Origin of the sequence: Bdellovibrio bacteriovorus, assembly GCF_041888015.1 — a bacterium.
Lineage (GTDB): Bacteria > Bdellovibrionota > Bdellovibrionia > Bdellovibrionales > Bdellovibrionaceae > Bdellovibrio.
Genome location: NZ_CP168968.1, coordinates 1959202 through 1974290, shown reverse-complemented (window position 1 = coordinate 1974290; position 15089 = coordinate 1959202). Strand labels below are relative to the sequence as shown.

Sequence of the window (15089 nt, the reverse complement as noted above, 5' to 3'; positions counted from 1 at the left end):
TTCCTATGATTTGATAATTTACTCAGTTTCATATCCATTAAAATTATCAATAAATTCCAAAGCTTTCTTTTTTGGTTGGTCATCAAGAAATCGAAGAACGCGAACAGTGAGCTTACTTGGTTTGCGAAAATCTGTTTCTATGTTCATCATTGCTTGATAGCCCGAAAGACATAGAAGATCAGCAAACTGTTCTCGATTTAATCCTAGCTTTTCCCGAATCTCTCTTACTTCTATACCTTTCACGATTTAGTCCTTAGCAGCTCATAAATTCTGGATATGCTTAAATCCAATTCGTCGGCGATCTGACTAACAGATTTTCCTTTGTTTTTAAGAGCAGCGGCCTTGGCTGCTTTCGCCTTTGTTTCGGGCTTAACTAAGTCGTCCCACTGTTTCTTTTTTGATTTCCAATTCTTTCCGTTCATTACTTCCTCAAGAGTTACTATTTTGATTATATCATCATTGATGATATAATCAAGTCAAGGCTCGTGAGGACTTTTTCTTTGGTGACTCATCGAGTCCGATTTGTTTTTGCAGTAAGACTTTGAAATCCGTAGGAACTTTTCCAGACTCTTTTGCTTGTTTTAAAATGTTTTCGAGCATGGCCACTTCGTCGAAGTGCTCAGCCCGAATCTCTTTGATTTGAGATTCATCTAGCTCAGACTGAAAACGCAAGATTATCCAGTTTGCGATTTCAGTCTGGTTGACCTTGCCGCCATTGAAGCCATCATTCACTTTATCAATGATGGCCTTCAGTGCGGCCAATGACTCATTAGAAACCACAATTCTTTGTAACTTGGCACTGACTGTTTGATTAGTACGATCTAGTTCTCTCTCTGTTCCCGTATTTGTATTTATATTATTATTATTATTATTATTATTATCCATATCTCTTACCTTTATTTTTTATTTCCCCACCGCCACCTCTGTTTAGTACCTAGCTGTTGACCCCTTCCTCTCAACTCGTTGGGTGGGAGGGGTCAACAGCGACCAAGGGACGTTAAGAACGAGGTGGCGGTGGGGAAATTCTTGTTATTCTTTATCTTTTTGATAGATATTCTCTCATCAGTTAATCAGAGAAGCCTTCGCCATGTGTAGGCTTTGACGAAGGCTTCTCATTTCAAATTTTCGAGGCGAGTTCCTTTAAACTCTGGCACATCTTGAGGCCTCGGAGTTCTGCGCTTGCGGGATTCGTTTTCCAATCCTCAATACTGATAAAACCGATTCGTGAATTCAGTCTTCCATCCCCAATGTATTTCATGGCCCTTTGAATGGTCTTTTCAATGGCCTGGTTTTCAACAACGAAGAAGACAAAACCAAAATCGTACGCTTCACTGTAGGCGCGTATAGCTTTGTTATATCGCCAGTTAGTCTTTGCTGTTCTTTCATATTCAACCGCCACAATTGGAGTATTGAGATTTCCTTGGAGCTTGAACACGGCATCTGGATATTTAAAACCACCTTCCTTAACTTCCAACCTAAAGCTGGCAGACTTCTGAATCTTCATTTCACTTTCAGTTATCCATTTTTGGCAGATGCCAGCTTTTTCTAATTTCCAAAGTCCAGCTCCTACAGTTTCATCATGTTCGATGAAGTGTGGATAGATAGAGTGAACGTGTTGCCACTTCATTTCTTTGATAAGCTCAACTCCGAAAGTGTCAATCACAACAGCATTGTGTCCGTGCTTGCTGGTATGTCGCTTAAAAATTCTTCGATCAATCAAATGTTGAAGTTGCATTTGTCGCCAGCGGAGAGTTCCTTGAGCAAACAATTCGTACCAAGTTTCACGGCTCATGGCCCCAACCTTTGCAACAAACCTCACGGCCTCAACAGTATTTTTTGAAAGCCTGCGACCGTGAGTATATTTCATTAAGGAGCCTCCCAGCGTGTAGGCTCTGTGATGATGTACTCAAAGTGACCTTCGATGTAACGGTTGCCAACAACTTTGCTTTCAACCCAAACAGCTTCAACTTTGGGTTGTTGTAGTGATGGGACAGATTGTCCTTTAGACGATTTTCTTTGGGCCTCTTGTCCTTTTAGATAAGCAAGCTCCTTGTCGCGTTCATTGTTATCATGGATTGAAGCTGCTGCGAGTGTTCCTGCAATAGCACCCACACCAGCACCGATGATGACATTGCGAGTGCGATATTGTCCGTTTTTTCCAGGGTCAACAATCCCACCCAATGCAGCTCCAGTTCCTGTGCCAATCGTCCCACCGAGACCCATTGATTTTCCCATTGATGAGCAACCTGTCTGTAGCAACAAGATTGATAGGCTCAAGATTAAAATTAATTTATTTTTTTGTTTTCCCATGCATTCTCCTAACTTTTTAAGCGGCGTTTTCAAGAGCATTATTTGCTTTGTCTGATTGATTTTTTTTAGGTTTCAATTCCATTTCTTCAAGCAGCGGCATTATAGTTTTTGCAATCTGTGGCATGACTTCTGGTTCAAGATCATCTGTTTTACTAAATTTAATCCTCACTGTTTTTGCCCCACGTTCATGCGGCACAATCATAATAGCTTCACCCACACCTAAATCTTTTTTGAAGACATTGGGGTGAATCGTGAATTCCTCGACATCACGAACCGACATCTCGCCACTTTTATTCACCCCAAATAATGTCTTGGACTGGCGTTCTGTAAATTTAGTAGAGGTGAGCGTTCCGATGACCTTAGAGAAATACTCAGCCGAATCAGGATCATTCCCACGCATATGGATGAAACGAAGGTTCCTGTTTACCTTCAAGGACGAGGTCAATCAGGCAAAGCTAATAGACAAGCTTTCGGTCTTTCATCGACAAATCATATTGTTCGTTCCCATGGTGGAAAGCTCATTTATAGAAAAAGCGATCTTGGTGGCTCAAGCTTTGAGATTCGTTTGGGGGTTATATGAATTTAAAACCAAAAATTCTTATTTGCGATGACGATTCTGAAATTTTGCAAACTTTGAATTTAAGTCTTCGCTCAAGTTTTGAAGTCACGACTGCTAATAGTGTTGAAAAAGCAAAGAAATTAGTTGCAGATAGCGACTTTGATGCTGCGGTTATTGATTTGAACTTTGAAGGCCAAGAACATGACGGCATTCATCTTTTAGATTTTATGAATAAACAATCCGCTGGAACATTCCTAATAGTTCTAAGTGGTGATACCAGCACTCGACGTATCGTTGAAGCTACAAGAAGGAAGCATTTTCAATTTATTGTAAAAGATGATGGATACTTTCAAGCTCTTTTGAAATCTCTTACTAGCGCAACTCAGTTAAGGGTTGCTAGCAAAGCCCAAGCTCAGATTAAATACCTAACTCAATCAGAAGCTGTAAAAAACGTTTTGCGACAAGTAGACACGATCATCAGAAGTAATTCTGAAGCTCCCATTTTAATTTTGGGTGAAACTGGAACAGGTAAAGAGTTCTTGGCCCAGCATATAGCTCTCAATTTAAAAATGAAGGCCGTTACTGCAAACATGGGATGTGTCCCAAAAGAAATGGCTGAAAGCATTCTATTTGGACACGAGCGCGGAGCTTTTACTGGTGCTGTCGCAAACAAGGCAGGTCTTATTGAGACTGCTCACAATGGACTATTCTTTTTAGATGAAATTGGTGAATGTTCTGCTTCGGTTCAAGCTAAACTTCTTAGAGTTATTCAAGAAAAAGAAGTTCAAGCTCTAGGCTCAAATAGAACCAAAAAGATAAATGTTCGCTTTATAGCAGCAACGAATAGGGATTTGAATAAGCAAGTTGCAGATGGAACATTCAGACTCGATCTCCTTCAGCGATTAAATACCTTTGTATTGAAATTGCCATCATTAAGAGAGCGACCTGAAGACATTATTTTTTACGCAAATTTATTTATCAATGATCTGTCTCGTGATGGTGACAGATTTCATTTAACCTCTGATGGAGAAGCCGAGCTTCTTTCTTATCAGTGGCAAGGTAATATTCGTGAATTAAGAAATGTCATTGAACGAATTATTGTACTTTCGACAAAAACGTCAATTGATAAAGCTGTTGTTGCTGAAGCAATTGGGTATGGCCGGTCACCTCATGAGGTGACCGTCACTAGAGCAGAGGTTGTTGAGTCAAATGCACGCAAAGAAGAAGTAATCAAAACTCTGAATGAGTTTAATGGTAATAAAAGAAAGGCTGCTGTGAGTCTTGGTATAAGTGAGGCAACGCTATATCGCTGGATAAAAGAGTTTAAACTGAATAATACGCAAAGTGCTCAAGCCTTTAGAAATCGCTTTGAGGTACTCACATGATTAAATTAACAAGAGTACAATCAGAAAAGCAAAATGCACCAAAGCTTTTTATTGTCGCAGGTGGGCCGGGCTTAAGTTCAAATACCCTTCGAGACCTTGATCTTTTAAAACGAAGTTTTGAACTTATGTATGTTGATATTCAAGGAACAAACGATTCTGCTTATACAGGCAAAAAATCTTTCGCGGAAATAGCTTCTGCTTTAGCTGATGTCGTTGTTGATGAATCAGGAGAAAAGTTTTCTCTCGGTCATTCTTTCGGTGGTTTTTTAGCTGCGGAATTACTTATTCGCGAAGTCGTTTCTGGTCTTGTTTGCATTTCGACGCCATTTACTAAAGAAGCCCTTTCAGCAGCTAACGATAATTACAATTTCAATAAGACATCTACTCTTTCTGATGCTGAAATTGAATGGTCTACAAATCAAGATGATGCGTCTTTTTCAAAATGGCTTTCCGAGTATGGAGAGCTTTATTTTAAGACCCCGAAAGGTAAAGAGATTCTTCAAAACGATAAAGTGTCTGCAAGATACTTTAAGGATAATCGCTCTGATGTTCTTGATAAAGAACCGATACTTTCTTCGTTAGCACAGATTGGAAGTAAAAAAGTTTTTATAGCTGGTACAGATGATAAGTTATTGCCAGTTAGTATTTTAGAAAAGGATTCTCATCTAGGAAAATTCGATTTTAATCAAATCGAAGACGCAAGCCATTTCGTAACGATAGATCAACCAGTGATGGTTGCTAAGATAATTGAAACAAAATTATTGCAAGGATAAGGGGGATTTTATGAAGAAGACAATACAGATACTAGCTTTGGCTTTAGCGATAGGTGCTACTGTTCAAACGATCAGAGCTTATGCAGATGAGACTGGGTTCTTTTCTGTAGAAGTTGAAGAGCACAGAATGTCTAAGCTAATCGAACTAAGAAAAGAAGTTACAGCTACAGGTGAAGTTATTCCCTTTGCCTATACGGCACTAAGTGAAGAGTTTCCTCAGATTACGAACCAAGAGCAGCTCAATGAAGCTATTGCTCATCAGGTACTTCGTTACTTGCAAGCTATTGGTGCTGAGGACGCATTAATTAAAGTAATCAAGCAGCCAGAGTTCCAATCTCTTCGCAGTCGTGGCGAGCCAGGAATTTAATGTGACTAAGGACAACGGCAAATATTTCGGATCAGCGATGATGGTTGGGTTTGGGATTGTGGCGTTTTATCGCTGGCAACAAACCCAACTCATCTTTTTCTTGCTTTTGGTCTTGAGGGATTTTGCCGCAGGTTATTTCTTTTTCAAAAGGAAGCCTGCTCATTCAAAGGGCCCTAGAACTTTAACGATTTTAGCTTATGCTTCTTCAGCAATGCCACTTTTGTATTTCGGTTCTACAGTTTCATCAAAGGCGCTATTCTTAGCTTCCGATCTATTGGCTATTATTGGTTTTTTAATCGTTGTCCTTGCTACGATTGAACTTGGGACTTCAATTGGTATCTCGCCAGCTAACCGTGGCCTTGTTCGATCCGGCATCTATCGCTACATCAAACATCCGATGTATTTGGGGTATGCAATTTCGGAGATGGGTTTGGTTATTTTGAATCCGTTAAATTTATCTATTTGTGTAGTTTCGATGATCTTATATTTTATTCGATCTAAAATTGAGATCAAAATTCTAAATTCGTGAAAATGATTTTCTGCGCGACCTTTTGTTCTAAATATTCAAAAGGAGCAAGTATGTCAAAAAAAGTAGCCTTGTATTGCAGAGTCAGTACAGGCAATCAAGCAACTGGGCTTGAAGCTCAGGTCCGAGCATTGCGAGATTATTGCACAAGAAATAACATCACTGATTGTGTAATTTATGAAGACGAGAACCAGTCAGGTGTAAAACAATCTCGACCAGCACTAGATCGGATGATGAAAGATGTTCGTGATGGCTTTATTGGAAAGGTCATTGTTTATTCTTTCAGTCGATACGCTCGATCTGTAACTCACTTGCTTAGGGCTCTTGAAGAATTTAAAAAAATTAATGTAGGCTTTGTTTCAATAACTGAATCCATTGATACAAATACACCTTTAGGGTCAGCCGTCTTCACAATCTTGGGGGCTGTGGCCCAGCTAGAAAGAGATTTAATTGCGGAAAGGGTCAGAAATGGGCTTGCAAACGCAAAGGCAAAAGGAATTCGTATCGGTAGACTGAAAACTCGCGATAGTGATTTGATTCGCAAGTTAAGGGCTAGTGGGATGACATTTAGAGATATCGCAAAAATTGCAAAATGCTCAACAGGTGCAGTTGGCGCAGAAATGAGGGCCATGAAAGCTGAAGCCAAGAAAAAGGAAATCAATGTTGTTTTAGATAACCCTACAGTTGTCGAAAAACTGCCGACCAGCGACGTTCATCTAGGTCAAGTTTTTGATCTTAACATTTCGGATTTACATTTAGAGCTTGCTGAATAAAATTGGAAGCGGGCATCTTTTAAAATGGCCGCTTCTTTTATTTTTACATTTCGACTCGTTGCTTGTGAACAATCCTAGTGTCATTATTCGGATGATTTTGATGGGAAAAGTTTGAGAATATCGACGTTTGAAGTTTTAAGGCTCATGCTCTCGTACTGATCGGCAATATAAATTAGAGCCGCTTCGCCGTATCGCCGCTTAGAGTTTTTTTCGAGTTTGCTTTGAGCATACGTGACAAAGTTGAGTAATTCCTGGTGCTTCTCGGCGAGACGATCAGGCGCTATTCCTAGATATCCATTGCGGGCTTCAGTGAGGAGCTTGGCATGATGTATCGGCACCTGCGGAATGAGCCATTCTGCGGCCTTGTCCTTCGAAGTAATGGTCCCGGTCAAGGCCGTAAACCAAATGCGAGCGATCGCCAAGGCGATGGTTCGCTCATCCCCCCCGGAGCTCGTTTACTGACTGCCATTGCTGGAGGGTACTTAGCAAAGCCTTTTTGAGGTCCGCCTCCGGAACCTCGTCGAAGATTTCCATCGCAGATGGGCCGTGAAGAGCGATGCTGGACTTTCTAATCTTGGTGATCAGGATCGCCAGGTCCGGATCAGCTTTTGGAGATTCGAATGAGCCAGATTCGATGTCCTTACGGAGCCATTCTCCGAGTTGAAGCTCCCGTTTTGGTGGGTAAACCCAAGGTTTAAGAGTTCGAGCATCGACGACCGTGACTTCAATAGGTCGAATGCCATGTGCAGCAGGATATGAAGAAACTGACAGCATTTCAGTCATGAGCTGCTTGCGATTAGATTCTGACAGCGAGTTATTGACGACAACGAATAGGTCGATATCGCTCTCAGGTTTCAGGCCTCCATCAAGAGCAGATCCATATAGATAAGTAGCTATCAGGTGTCGTCCGAGATGCTTCCGAATAATTGAAGCAGCTTCATCGACTTGTTTTTGGATGGATGCGGGGATCTCGGAAGTCATAGTGTCTCGCAGAAGGGGATGCAAATAAAATTCCTAACTACATATCCCAGCTCTAGATCGGCGGTCAATAAGGAAATGGTTCCGGGGTGCCCTCTTTATATGAAGTCTTCGCTTTCGATGACAAAGGCTCGTTTTTGGGGTTTTCAAGCAGTTAGCTTAAGCGTGGATCGATTAGCGAAGACCAAGTGATCAAAAGGCCTTTGGGAACCATTCGTTTTGAGTCGTCAGTTATAGACGGTGATGTCAATGTCTGAAGGCAAAGTTTCAACACGTGGCCGACTTCTTTCTTTATCCTCATTCAATGCCATAAGGTAAAAACTTCTCTCACAAACGGTATATTCTTTTGGCACTTTTCGTTCAGGCAAATGATGTTAATCATTTAGTAAAATTTAATCAGTCACAGTTTCTTGCATGTACCGCGGAATGTACATTGCCCGCGACCCATACAGTTCTGACCTTCATTCTTTGATTCGAGAAAATTACCGCCAAGTTTTTTTCAATAAAGAAAATATTGGAGTCCATCTCCCATATCACTTGGAGAGAGAATTCAAAAAATACCTACGATGCGGAAACCTCGCCTTCGGCATGGCAAGGTTTCACTGCTCCTTATGTCAAAAAGATAAGCTTGTTGCCTTTAGCTGCAAAGGGAGAACGCTTTGTCCGAGTTGCACTGGCAGACGCATGTCGGATACGGCTAAACATTTAATTGAAGAAGTGATTCCGGAAGTACCGACAAGGCAATGGGTATTAAGCATGCCCTATGTTCATAGATTTTTGCTCGCGCGAAATCCTGATTTCTTAAGAAAGGCCTTGGCGATTTTTCACCGGACACTTAGTCGCCATTATGAATACAAGGCCAGAATCCACAATCTGAAAAATCCCAAAGCTGGAGCGATTACAGTCGTTCAGCGTTTTGGAGGAGCACTTAATCTAAACGTGCATTTCCATACGATCTATATCGATGGAGTATTCTATGAAAATAATTTTGGCGATGAAGTCTTTTTTGAAATTGTTCCAACGCATGAAGAAGTCGTTCAACTCAATGGCACATTGAAGAAACGCTTAATGAGACTACTGGAAAAATTTGAGCAAGTTGAAAATGACTATAACGATCAATCCGACTTTCAGGCCCAGAGTGTACAAAACCGAGATGAGAATTTTCAGCTCCCACTTAAGATCGGCAAGGTCTGGGACCCGCCATTCAGAGAATTTGTAGGGAAGCGTTGCTCCTACGATGATGGGTTCAGTCTGCATGCGAATGTAAAAATCTTGGCACATCAACGGGCCGAATTGGAGAGACTTTGTCGCTACATTCTGCGAGGTCCCATTGCAAAAGAGAGGATTACTTATGAGGCATCTGGAAAAGTAAGGCTACAGCTAAAAACACCTTACTCCGACGGGACAACTCATCTGCAATTCACTCCAGATCAATTCATCAAAAGGATTATTGCTCTTATACCGCCACCGAGACAAAACCTTATTCGCTATATTGGAGTTTTTGGGGCCCGTCATAAGAAGAGATCTAAAATAACGAGTTTGGCGTGTCCTAAGAAAGTGAAGACCAAGAAGAAAGTTTACCGCACGCCATGGAGCGAATTGTTAAAATACGTTTTTAAATATGAAGTTAGTAATTGTGATCACTGTGGCACCAAGCTAACTTTGGTAGCCACGATAACTTCCCAGAATATCTGCCAAAAAATATTGAATCATCTTGGCCAGCCGGCAAATGAAGTGATTATCAGGTCTCCGAGAGCACCTCCTGAGGCAGACTACTTTGATCAAGCAGTGGGCGATTTTTAAGCAAAATTAGTTGAGCAAGGGCAGGGGTGCGCCTAATTTCGGTCTTAAATAAGACCGTCCCGTAAATTTCAGCCGAATCCGACAAAAAGGCGTGAAGATTTCCTTTAAATAGAGAGACCGAAGGTCATCCTTTTCCTAAAAAAGGGGGGGGCCATGGTTCCAAGATGTAAAATCGAGGGCTAATTCAGGCTATACTTTCATAGTAATTATAGACTCAGTAGCGACTCATTGGATTTTTTACACTAAGAAGGTCAATTACTTTTTTCGCTGGGGCAGAAATACTGCTCTATAAATGAGTGTGTCCGCTTACGAACACGACCCCATTATTTTGGTAATGATCTCAGCAATGAGTGAAATTATATTAAGCCCCGTTTAACCCACGGGGCTTTTTTATTATTAAGCAATAAATCAGTAATCTATCCTTCTACGGATTTTCTCTAACATCAAAGTAATCTCTTGATTAACTTCGAGATTCAAGAATAATTCTCCTGCAATTTCGACAGAGCTTCTAAAGCTGGCAGTTACCGCTTCCGGATCGAGAGCTGGACAAACTTTTTCATATTTCTCATACATCTTCTTAGGAATATCTTTTTCGATACTCTTAGAAGGACTCTCCCAATGATCAAATGCTAAGGCTTCTACCCTCATTAACCATAAAGTAAATTTTTGAATATATGAGAATGTCATATGTGCATGGGCCCACTCTTTTCTTCCAATCAAATGTGATGTGTATACCAGAGAGTTCACTAAGGACTGTGCTAACCACTCAATTGATTCTTTAGAATTTCTTGTTGGTGAAATAACGGAAATAGAATCTAGTGTATTCTTCAATAATCCATCTTTATCGACCTGAATCATTTTATCTTTGAGTTCAAAAGAAACTAATCCCTCCCAGCTTTTGATAATTCCTATTTCTTTAATATCAAGAAAATGAAACTCGGCACGAATCAAGTCATCATAGATCGCAACTTTAGTACCAAACTCATTTTTAAAGAACAAATCGACTTTACCCAATTGAGCAACCCAATGTTTCTCATCAAAATTTTCTGTATCAGTTAAAAAAATATAGAACTCGATGTCGGAATATTTGTCTCCTTCACCTTTGATAAAAGAACCATACATAAAAACTGAACGGATGTTAGGATCAAGCAAAGAAGATTCCTTCACCTGACTAATCATGGCCAACTGTCTCATAAGACCTCAAAAATTGTAGTTAATAATCAATAGACAAAATTTATGATTACTTATTAGTTACTGCACACATTCTAGGAGTCCCCTTTCAAGTGGTTTATTTCAAGGATAGAAATTCATTATATGCTTAACCCTAAATATAATCAAACCGCTGGGATTTCAGCAACTTAAGCAGCTGAATCTTATGTGTTTTTTTTGAACTTGCTTGGATTTCAGTATTTGGTAGAATATAAAAACTGGTGGAGGGTTTAATAAACCCCGCGACAGGTTCTCTCCACCAGAAACCTTCCCTAAATTCTTAGGATGTTTTCTGGCCCAAATATCATAAGCAACCTAAGAAATTAAATCTCTGAATCCCTTCATCTCTTTCCTTAAATAAGACCGTCCCGTAAATTTCAGCCGAATCCGACAAAAAGGCGTGAAGATTTCCTTTAAATAGAGAGACCGAAGGTCATCCTTTTCCTAAAAAAGGGGGGGGCCATGGTTCCAAGATGTAAAATCGAGGGCTAATTCAGGCTATACTTGTTTGAGAGTTGGTTTTAAACTTTACCAGTGCTTGAAAACAATCAGGAATGGTGTTACGCTATATTAATTATGAATAGTGATCCCTCCTCAGATAAGTAAGCCGCAGCAATATTCTCTATTGTTGCGGCGATAATCCCACAGGCATTGTTCTCGGAAATATCGCCGGCGAAGTTTATTCCTTTTTTTAGGAGTTCTTATGTCAGGCAAATTGTCTAATGACTGGAATTATTCTCTTTCTTCGGCCCTATTGTTAATGGCGCCTTTTGATCTTTTAGCTTCTCTTGCTATGGACGTTTACCTCCCAGCTATCCCGAAAATGCCGGAAGCTCTTAACACATCACCATCAGTGATCCAGCTAACTCTTAGTCTCTATATGGTCACACTTGGACTGGGGCAGTTATTCTTTGGTCCTTTGTCTGATCGTACCGGGCGCAGAAAAGTGGTGCTAATAGGTGCTTTGCTTTTCACAATTTCCTCCTTCGTTCTAGTTTTCACGAGCAATGGTTATCTTTTTTTAGGAGCACGAGTTTTTCAGGCATTGGGTTCTTCAGCTGCTCTTGTGGCAACCTTCGCTACAGTCAGAGATGTCTATGCAGATAAACCGGAAGGAAATGTCATATATAGTCTCTTTAGTTCAATGCTTGCTTTTGTTCCAGCTCTAGGACCAATCTTGGGAGCCATCCTTGCCTATCTATATGGCTGGAGAATGATATTTATTTTCCTTGGAGGAATTGGTTTGATGGCGTTTATCCATGCTCTACTTCGATGGCGTGAAACGAAGCCTTCGTCTGTGACGAAGGAAAATATCTCGGTACCAGTGATTTTTAAAAGTATGTCCTTTTGGATTTATACATTAGGTTTTAGTACAGCAATGGGGTCTTTTTTTGTTTTCTTTTCTACAGCGCCCAGGGTTTTGATGGAAAAAGTTGGACTGTCTCAAATGCATTTCAGTTTTGTATTTGCTTCGGTCGCAATCGTCATGATTGTAGTTTCACATTTTGCCAAATCTTTCGTCACAAAGTGGGGAACAAAGGGGAGTCTCATCAGGGGACTCATAATAATCCTCATGGGATCAATTATCCTTACCGGATGTAATAACTTGATGGATCTTTCTATCGCCTCTTTTGTTTTGCCTATGTGGGTGATCGCTGTTGGAATGATCTTTATTGTTTCCGTTACCGCAAACGGTGCACTTGAAGAGTTCCCGCATATGGCGGGAACAGCTGTGGCTTTTTATTATTGTCTTCAAAGTCTGATTGTATCTGTAGTAGGAACCGCAGTAACCTTACTTTTGCCTGGAGATAGCGCCTGGCCCCTCATCGCGTTTACCTCTGTATTACCGGTGTGTACTTTTATGTTAATGGGCGTGGAATATTTAATGAGAAAATCCATATGAAAAACCAGGCACTCGGAGCTATCCAGGTTTCGAGTGCCTGGTTCTGTGACTGAAGTTTGATATCGATATAAAAAGCAGGTAGATTTATAAAAGACGTGAACCAATAAGGAATACGACATGGATGCTTTAAATCACGACGGAAGTATTATTTTACTCAATGGTGCTTCTAGTGCAGGGAAAACAACTTTATGTAAAAACATCCGGGATGTTATTCCGGCGCCTTTCATTCACTTCTCGCTGGATTTTATTATGTTTGATGCAGATGTACTTCCAAAAAACAGAAATGTGCCAGAACTTGGTATTACAAATAACTCATTTTATTGATTTGGTTTTTTGTTGTTTCTTGATTTCCGTTCTCGTCCTTATCCTAATCCCTACCCCATTGACCTTAATGGTCGTGGGGCTTTTGTGGGGAATTGGCGAGGTTGCCAGTGCTTTTAAATAATTTCCGTCCTGATAATGATGACCGCTTTTATTTTTTCTACCGCTTTGTTATGCGGTCGTGGTTTTTGTTTTTGTCCGTGATTTTTTTAAGCCCCGTTCTGGGGCTTTTAGGCCGTTCAATAACGGGGGAACAATTCTTAACTCTGTGCGGTGTATTTGTTCTTATTCTGGCCGTGGATTTTTTGAGTGTGTGGATAAAGGCTTATCCACTAATCAAGGAACAAGAGCGGATAGAGTGGGAAAATAATGGACGGAAAAAAACCCGTTAAGGAAAGTCTTTGGTTGTGAATCATGTCTAATATAGTATCATATTACTATAATATAGTATTTATAGAGAGACAGAAAATCTGGGAAATATATGGAAAATGTAATTTTAAGTTTGGCTTTTAAATATGGTATTCCGATACAAAAGATTATCAGCACCAATGAACTTGGATTGGATTTCCAAACTTCTATTGGCGAAAGTGTTGATGGCAAAAAATGGATTTTGAGAGTTCCTCGTAGGAAAAATATTTTTTCTCAGATTCAAAAAGAGCAGGGCCATCTCAATTTTTTAAAATCTAAAGTCAGTTTTGATGTTCCAGATTGGAAGGTTGTGAATCCAGAACTAATTGCTTATCCACTATTGACTGATAAACCTGCATTAGAAGTAAATCCAGCCACCCAAGAGTTTATTTGGAATGTGGATTTAGAATCTTATAAATACTCTCAATCACTGGGCTTAGTTTTATACGAACTACATCAACTTACCCAAGAGGCTCATGATTTTGGCTTGCCACTAAGAACACCCGAGAAGATTAGAAAAGAACTTTTGGATGAAATTGATTTGGTTAAAACTCAACTAGGTCTGTCTAATCATTTAGAAGAAAAATGGAGAACTTGGATTGATGACGATACTTACTGGCCATCTTTTTCTACCATTATCCACGGAGATTTATATGCAGGCCACACTTTAGTTAATTCCGAAGAGCGGATAACGGGAATTATAGACTGGAGTGAAATGCAAATTGGAGACTCATCCATTGACTTTGCAGGTCAGTACATTGGATTGGGTGAAATCCAATTAGATAAGACTTTATTGGCCTATGAAAAATTGGGCGGAAGAACTTGGCCGAGAATGAAAGAGCATATAATTCAACGAACTTTAGCCGCTCCGCTCAAGTTTGGAGTGTTTGCTCTCAAAACAAAAGATGATAACCATATACAGGCGGCGAAAGAGCAACTGAATAGTTAAGCATAGTTTGGGAATAAAAAATTTAATAATGAAGTGTGCTACTTTTGTCATCCAGATAATTTTGTAATGGCTTAAGTATATGATATAATTGTTGAAAATGGATTTTTAATATTATTAAAATCATCTCCGCCACCGGCCGCGACGCTGGCTGCAAGGTCGTCACGCTGCAAACGCTGCCCGGTGACGCCGGTTCGCTGGAGGGCGAAGCCGGCAAGGTCGGCGGCTTCTCACTGCATGCCGGCGTGGCGGCCGAAGCACACGAAAGCCACAAGCTGGAAAAGCTGTGCCGCTACATCACGCGCCCGGCGATCAGCGAGAAGCGGCTGTCGATAGCGCTCCAGGGCAGGGTGCGTTACCAGCTCAAGACCCCGTGGCGCAATGGCACCACGCATGTGGAATGGGATCCGGTGGATTTCATCGCCAAGCTGGCGGCGCTGGTCCCGCCACCGCGCGCCCACCTGACCCGCTTCCACGGGGTGTTTGCCCCGAACGCCGCCCTGCGCGCACAGTTGACGCCATCGGGGCGCGGCAGGCGGCATGACGCCGCTGTGGAGCCGGCGGACGCAAGCGCGAACGACGCGCCGCGCAGCCCCGAGGAGAAGCGCCGTTCGATGAGCTGGGCGCAACGCCTCAAGCGGGTCTTTTCCATCGACGTCACCGCCTGCGTCCACTGCGGTGGCACCGTGCGGATCGTCGCCAGCATCGAGGAACCTGCCGCCATCCGCGCCATCCTTGGCCACTTCGTGAAGCAGGGCGCGCGGGAAGAAGCGCACTACAGGCCCGCAGCGCGCGCACCGCCAGTGCAAGCCGCGTGACGATCTGCCG

General features: G+C 41.4%; 19 protein-coding genes. 10 read left to right on the top strand and 9 right to left on the bottom strand.

All coding sequences use genetic code 11. The features are described from left to right. Positions 1–18: 18 nt before the first annotated feature. From ACES2G_RS09590 to ACES2G_RS09565, 6 genes are all read right to left on the bottom strand, one after another. The gene (locus ACES2G_RS09590) at positions 19–243 is read right to left on the bottom strand and encodes a helix-turn-helix domain-containing protein (RefSeq protein ID WP_374000041.1); all 225 of its coding nucleotides are present in this window, start codon (positions 241–243) and stop codon (positions 19–21) included. Continuing rightward, positions 240–422: a hypothetical protein gene (locus ACES2G_RS09585; RefSeq protein ID WP_374000040.1), complete on the bottom strand. Its 183-nt coding sequence runs from the start codon at positions 420–422 to the stop codon at positions 240–242. The genes ACES2G_RS09590 and ACES2G_RS09585 overlap by 4 nt, the downstream gene beginning before the upstream one ends. 49 nt (positions 423–471) lie before the next feature. After that, positions 472–885: a hypothetical protein gene (locus tag ACES2G_RS09580; protein ID WP_374000039.1), complete on the bottom strand. Its 414-nt coding sequence runs from the start codon at positions 883–885 to the stop codon at positions 472–474. Positions 886–1117: 232 nt separating this feature from the next. After that, the gene (locus ACES2G_RS09575) at positions 1118–1867 is read right to left on the bottom strand and encodes a hypothetical protein (RefSeq protein ID WP_374000038.1); all 750 of its coding nucleotides are present in this window, start codon (positions 1865–1867) and stop codon (positions 1118–1120) included. Then, positions 1867–2310, bottom strand: a complete 444-nt coding sequence (locus ACES2G_RS09570) for a hypothetical protein (RefSeq protein WP_374000037.1) — start codon at positions 2308–2310, stop codon at positions 1867–1869. The genes ACES2G_RS09575 and ACES2G_RS09570 overlap by 1 nt, the downstream gene beginning before the upstream one ends. A gap of 16 nt (positions 2311–2326) precedes the next feature. Next, positions 2327–2710, bottom strand: coding sequence for a hypothetical protein (locus tag ACES2G_RS09565; protein ID WP_374000036.1), 384 nt, complete (start codon positions 2708–2710; stop codon positions 2327–2329). A gap of 176 nt (positions 2711–2886) precedes the next feature. Between ACES2G_RS09565 and ACES2G_RS09560 the strand changes: the two genes are divergently transcribed. The 5 genes from ACES2G_RS09560 to ACES2G_RS09540 are packed head-to-tail and all read left to right on the top strand — an operon-like array spanning position 2887 to position 6693. Continuing rightward, positions 2887–4254: a sigma-54-dependent transcriptional regulator gene (locus ACES2G_RS09560; RefSeq protein WP_374000035.1), complete on the top strand. Its 1368-nt coding sequence runs from the start codon at positions 2887–2889 to the stop codon at positions 4252–4254. Further along, complete coding sequence (locus ACES2G_RS09555; RefSeq protein WP_374000034.1) at positions 4251–5027, top strand: alpha/beta fold hydrolase; 777 nt, start codon at positions 4251–4253, stop codon at positions 5025–5027. Before ACES2G_RS09560 ends, ACES2G_RS09555 begins: the two co-directional genes overlap by 4 nt. Positions 5028–5037: 10 nt before the next feature. Continuing rightward, positions 5038–5394: a hypothetical protein gene (locus ACES2G_RS09550; protein WP_374000033.1), complete on the top strand. Its 357-nt coding sequence runs from the start codon at positions 5038–5040 to the stop codon at positions 5392–5394. A 1-nt stretch (position 5395) separates the two neighbouring features. Next, positions 5396–5923: an isoprenylcysteine carboxylmethyltransferase family protein gene (locus tag ACES2G_RS09545; protein WP_374000032.1), complete on the top strand. Its 528-nt coding sequence runs from the start codon at positions 5396–5398 to the stop codon at positions 5921–5923. Between the two features lie 50 nt (positions 5924–5973). After that, positions 5974–6693, top strand: a complete 720-nt coding sequence (locus ACES2G_RS09540; protein WP_374000031.1) for a recombinase family protein — start codon at positions 5974–5976, stop codon at positions 6691–6693. 83 nt (positions 6694–6776) lie between these two features. On the opposite strand, the gene ACES2G_RS09535 is transcribed toward ACES2G_RS09540, so the two are convergent. Together ACES2G_RS09535 and ACES2G_RS09530 are read right to left on the bottom strand one after the other, a co-directional pair. Beyond that, a complete protein-coding gene (locus tag ACES2G_RS09535) occupies positions 6777–7115 on the bottom strand; it encodes an aminoglycoside adenylyltransferase domain-containing protein (RefSeq protein WP_374000030.1) in 339 nt (112 codons plus the stop codon). Positions 7116–7128: 13 nt separating this feature from the next. Then, positions 7129–7674, bottom strand: coding sequence for an aminoglycoside adenylyltransferase family protein (locus ACES2G_RS09530; RefSeq protein ID WP_374000029.1), 546 nt, complete (start codon positions 7672–7674; stop codon positions 7129–7131). Positions 7675–8085: 411 nt separating this feature from the next. Here ACES2G_RS09530 and ACES2G_RS09525 point away from each other — a divergent pair, with 411 nt between their 5' ends. After that, entirely contained in the window at positions 8086–9474 is a 1389-nt protein-coding gene (locus ACES2G_RS09525) for a transposase (protein ID WP_374000028.1), read from the top strand. 408 nt (positions 9475–9882) lie between these two features. Here ACES2G_RS09525 and ACES2G_RS09520 read toward each other — a convergent pair whose 3' ends face one another. Beyond that, a complete protein-coding gene (locus tag ACES2G_RS09520) occupies positions 9883–10668 on the bottom strand; it encodes an aminoglycoside 6-adenylyltransferase (protein ID WP_374000027.1) in 786 nt (261 codons plus the stop codon). Between the two features lie 718 nt (positions 10669–11386). On the opposite strand from ACES2G_RS09520, the gene cml reads away from it, so the two are divergent. From cml to ACES2G_RS09500, 4 genes are all read left to right on the top strand, one after another. Further along, positions 11387–12586: a CmlA/FloR family chloramphenicol efflux MFS transporter gene (gene cml / locus ACES2G_RS09515; RefSeq protein WP_374000026.1), complete on the top strand. Its 1200-nt coding sequence runs from the start codon at positions 11387–11389 to the stop codon at positions 12584–12586. 117 nt (positions 12587–12703) lie between these two features. Beyond that, entirely contained in the window at positions 12704–12910 is a 207-nt protein-coding gene (locus tag ACES2G_RS09510; protein WP_374000025.1) for a hypothetical protein, read from the top strand. A gap of 478 nt (positions 12911–13388) precedes the next feature. Next, on the top strand, positions 13389–14264 hold the full coding sequence (locus ACES2G_RS09505) for a macrolide 2'-phosphotransferase (protein WP_374000024.1): 876 nt from the start codon (positions 13389–13391) through the stop codon (positions 14262–14264). A 242-nt stretch (positions 14265–14506) separates the two neighbouring features. Further along, positions 14507–15079: a transposase gene (locus ACES2G_RS09500; RefSeq protein ID WP_374000023.1), complete on the top strand. Its 573-nt coding sequence runs from the start codon at positions 14507–14509 to the stop codon at positions 15077–15079. The last annotated feature ends 10 nt before the right edge of the window (positions 15080–15089 follow it).

Bases quoted from the DNA above. Each gene is read 5' to 3' on its own strand.
- ACES2G_RS09555 (WP_374000034.1), top strand. From the start codon at position 4,251: ATGATTAAATTAACAAGAGTACAATCAGAAAAGCAAAATGCACCAAAG.
- ACES2G_RS09560 (WP_374000035.1), top strand. From the start codon at position 2,887: ATGAATTTAAAACCAAAAATTCTTATTTGCGATGACGATTCTGAAATT.
- ACES2G_RS09580 (WP_374000039.1), bottom strand. From the start codon at position 885: ATGGATAATAATAATAATAATAATAATAATATAAATACAAATACGGGA.
- ACES2G_RS09565 (WP_374000036.1), bottom strand. From the start codon at position 2,710: ATGCGTGGGAATGATCCTGATTCGGCTGAGTATTTCTCTAAGGTCATC.
- ACES2G_RS09525 (WP_374000028.1), top strand. From the start codon at position 8,086: ATGTACCGCGGAATGTACATTGCCCGCGACCCATACAGTTCTGACCTT.
- ACES2G_RS09530 (WP_374000029.1), bottom strand. From the start codon at position 7,674: ATGACTTCCGAGATCCCCGCATCCATCCAAAAACAAGTCGATGAAGCT.
- ACES2G_RS09505 (WP_374000024.1), top strand. From the start codon at position 13,389: ATGGAAAATGTAATTTTAAGTTTGGCTTTTAAATATGGTATTCCGATA.
- ACES2G_RS09575 (WP_374000038.1), bottom strand. From the start codon at position 1,867: ATGAAATATACTCACGGTCGCAGGCTTTCAAAAAATACTGTTGAGGCC.
- ACES2G_RS09510 (WP_374000025.1), top strand. From the start codon at position 12,704: ATGGATGCTTTAAATCACGACGGAAGTATTATTTTACTCAATGGTGCT.
- ACES2G_RS09550 (WP_374000033.1), top strand. From the start codon at position 5,038: ATGAAGAAGACAATACAGATACTAGCTTTGGCTTTAGCGATAGGTGCT.
- ACES2G_RS09520 (WP_374000027.1), bottom strand. From the start codon at position 10,668: ATGAGACAGTTGGCCATGATTAGTCAGGTGAAGGAATCTTCTTTGCTT.
- ACES2G_RS09585 (WP_374000040.1), bottom strand. From the start codon at position 422: ATGAACGGAAAGAATTGGAAATCAAAAAAGAAACAGTGGGACGACTTA.
- ACES2G_RS09540 (WP_374000031.1), top strand. From the start codon at position 5,974: ATGTCAAAAAAAGTAGCCTTGTATTGCAGAGTCAGTACAGGCAATCAA.
- cml (WP_374000026.1), top strand. From the start codon at position 11,387: ATGTCAGGCAAATTGTCTAATGACTGGAATTATTCTCTTTCTTCGGCC.
- ACES2G_RS09570 (WP_374000037.1), bottom strand. From the start codon at position 2,310: ATGGGAAAACAAAAAAATAAATTAATTTTAATCTTGAGCCTATCAATC.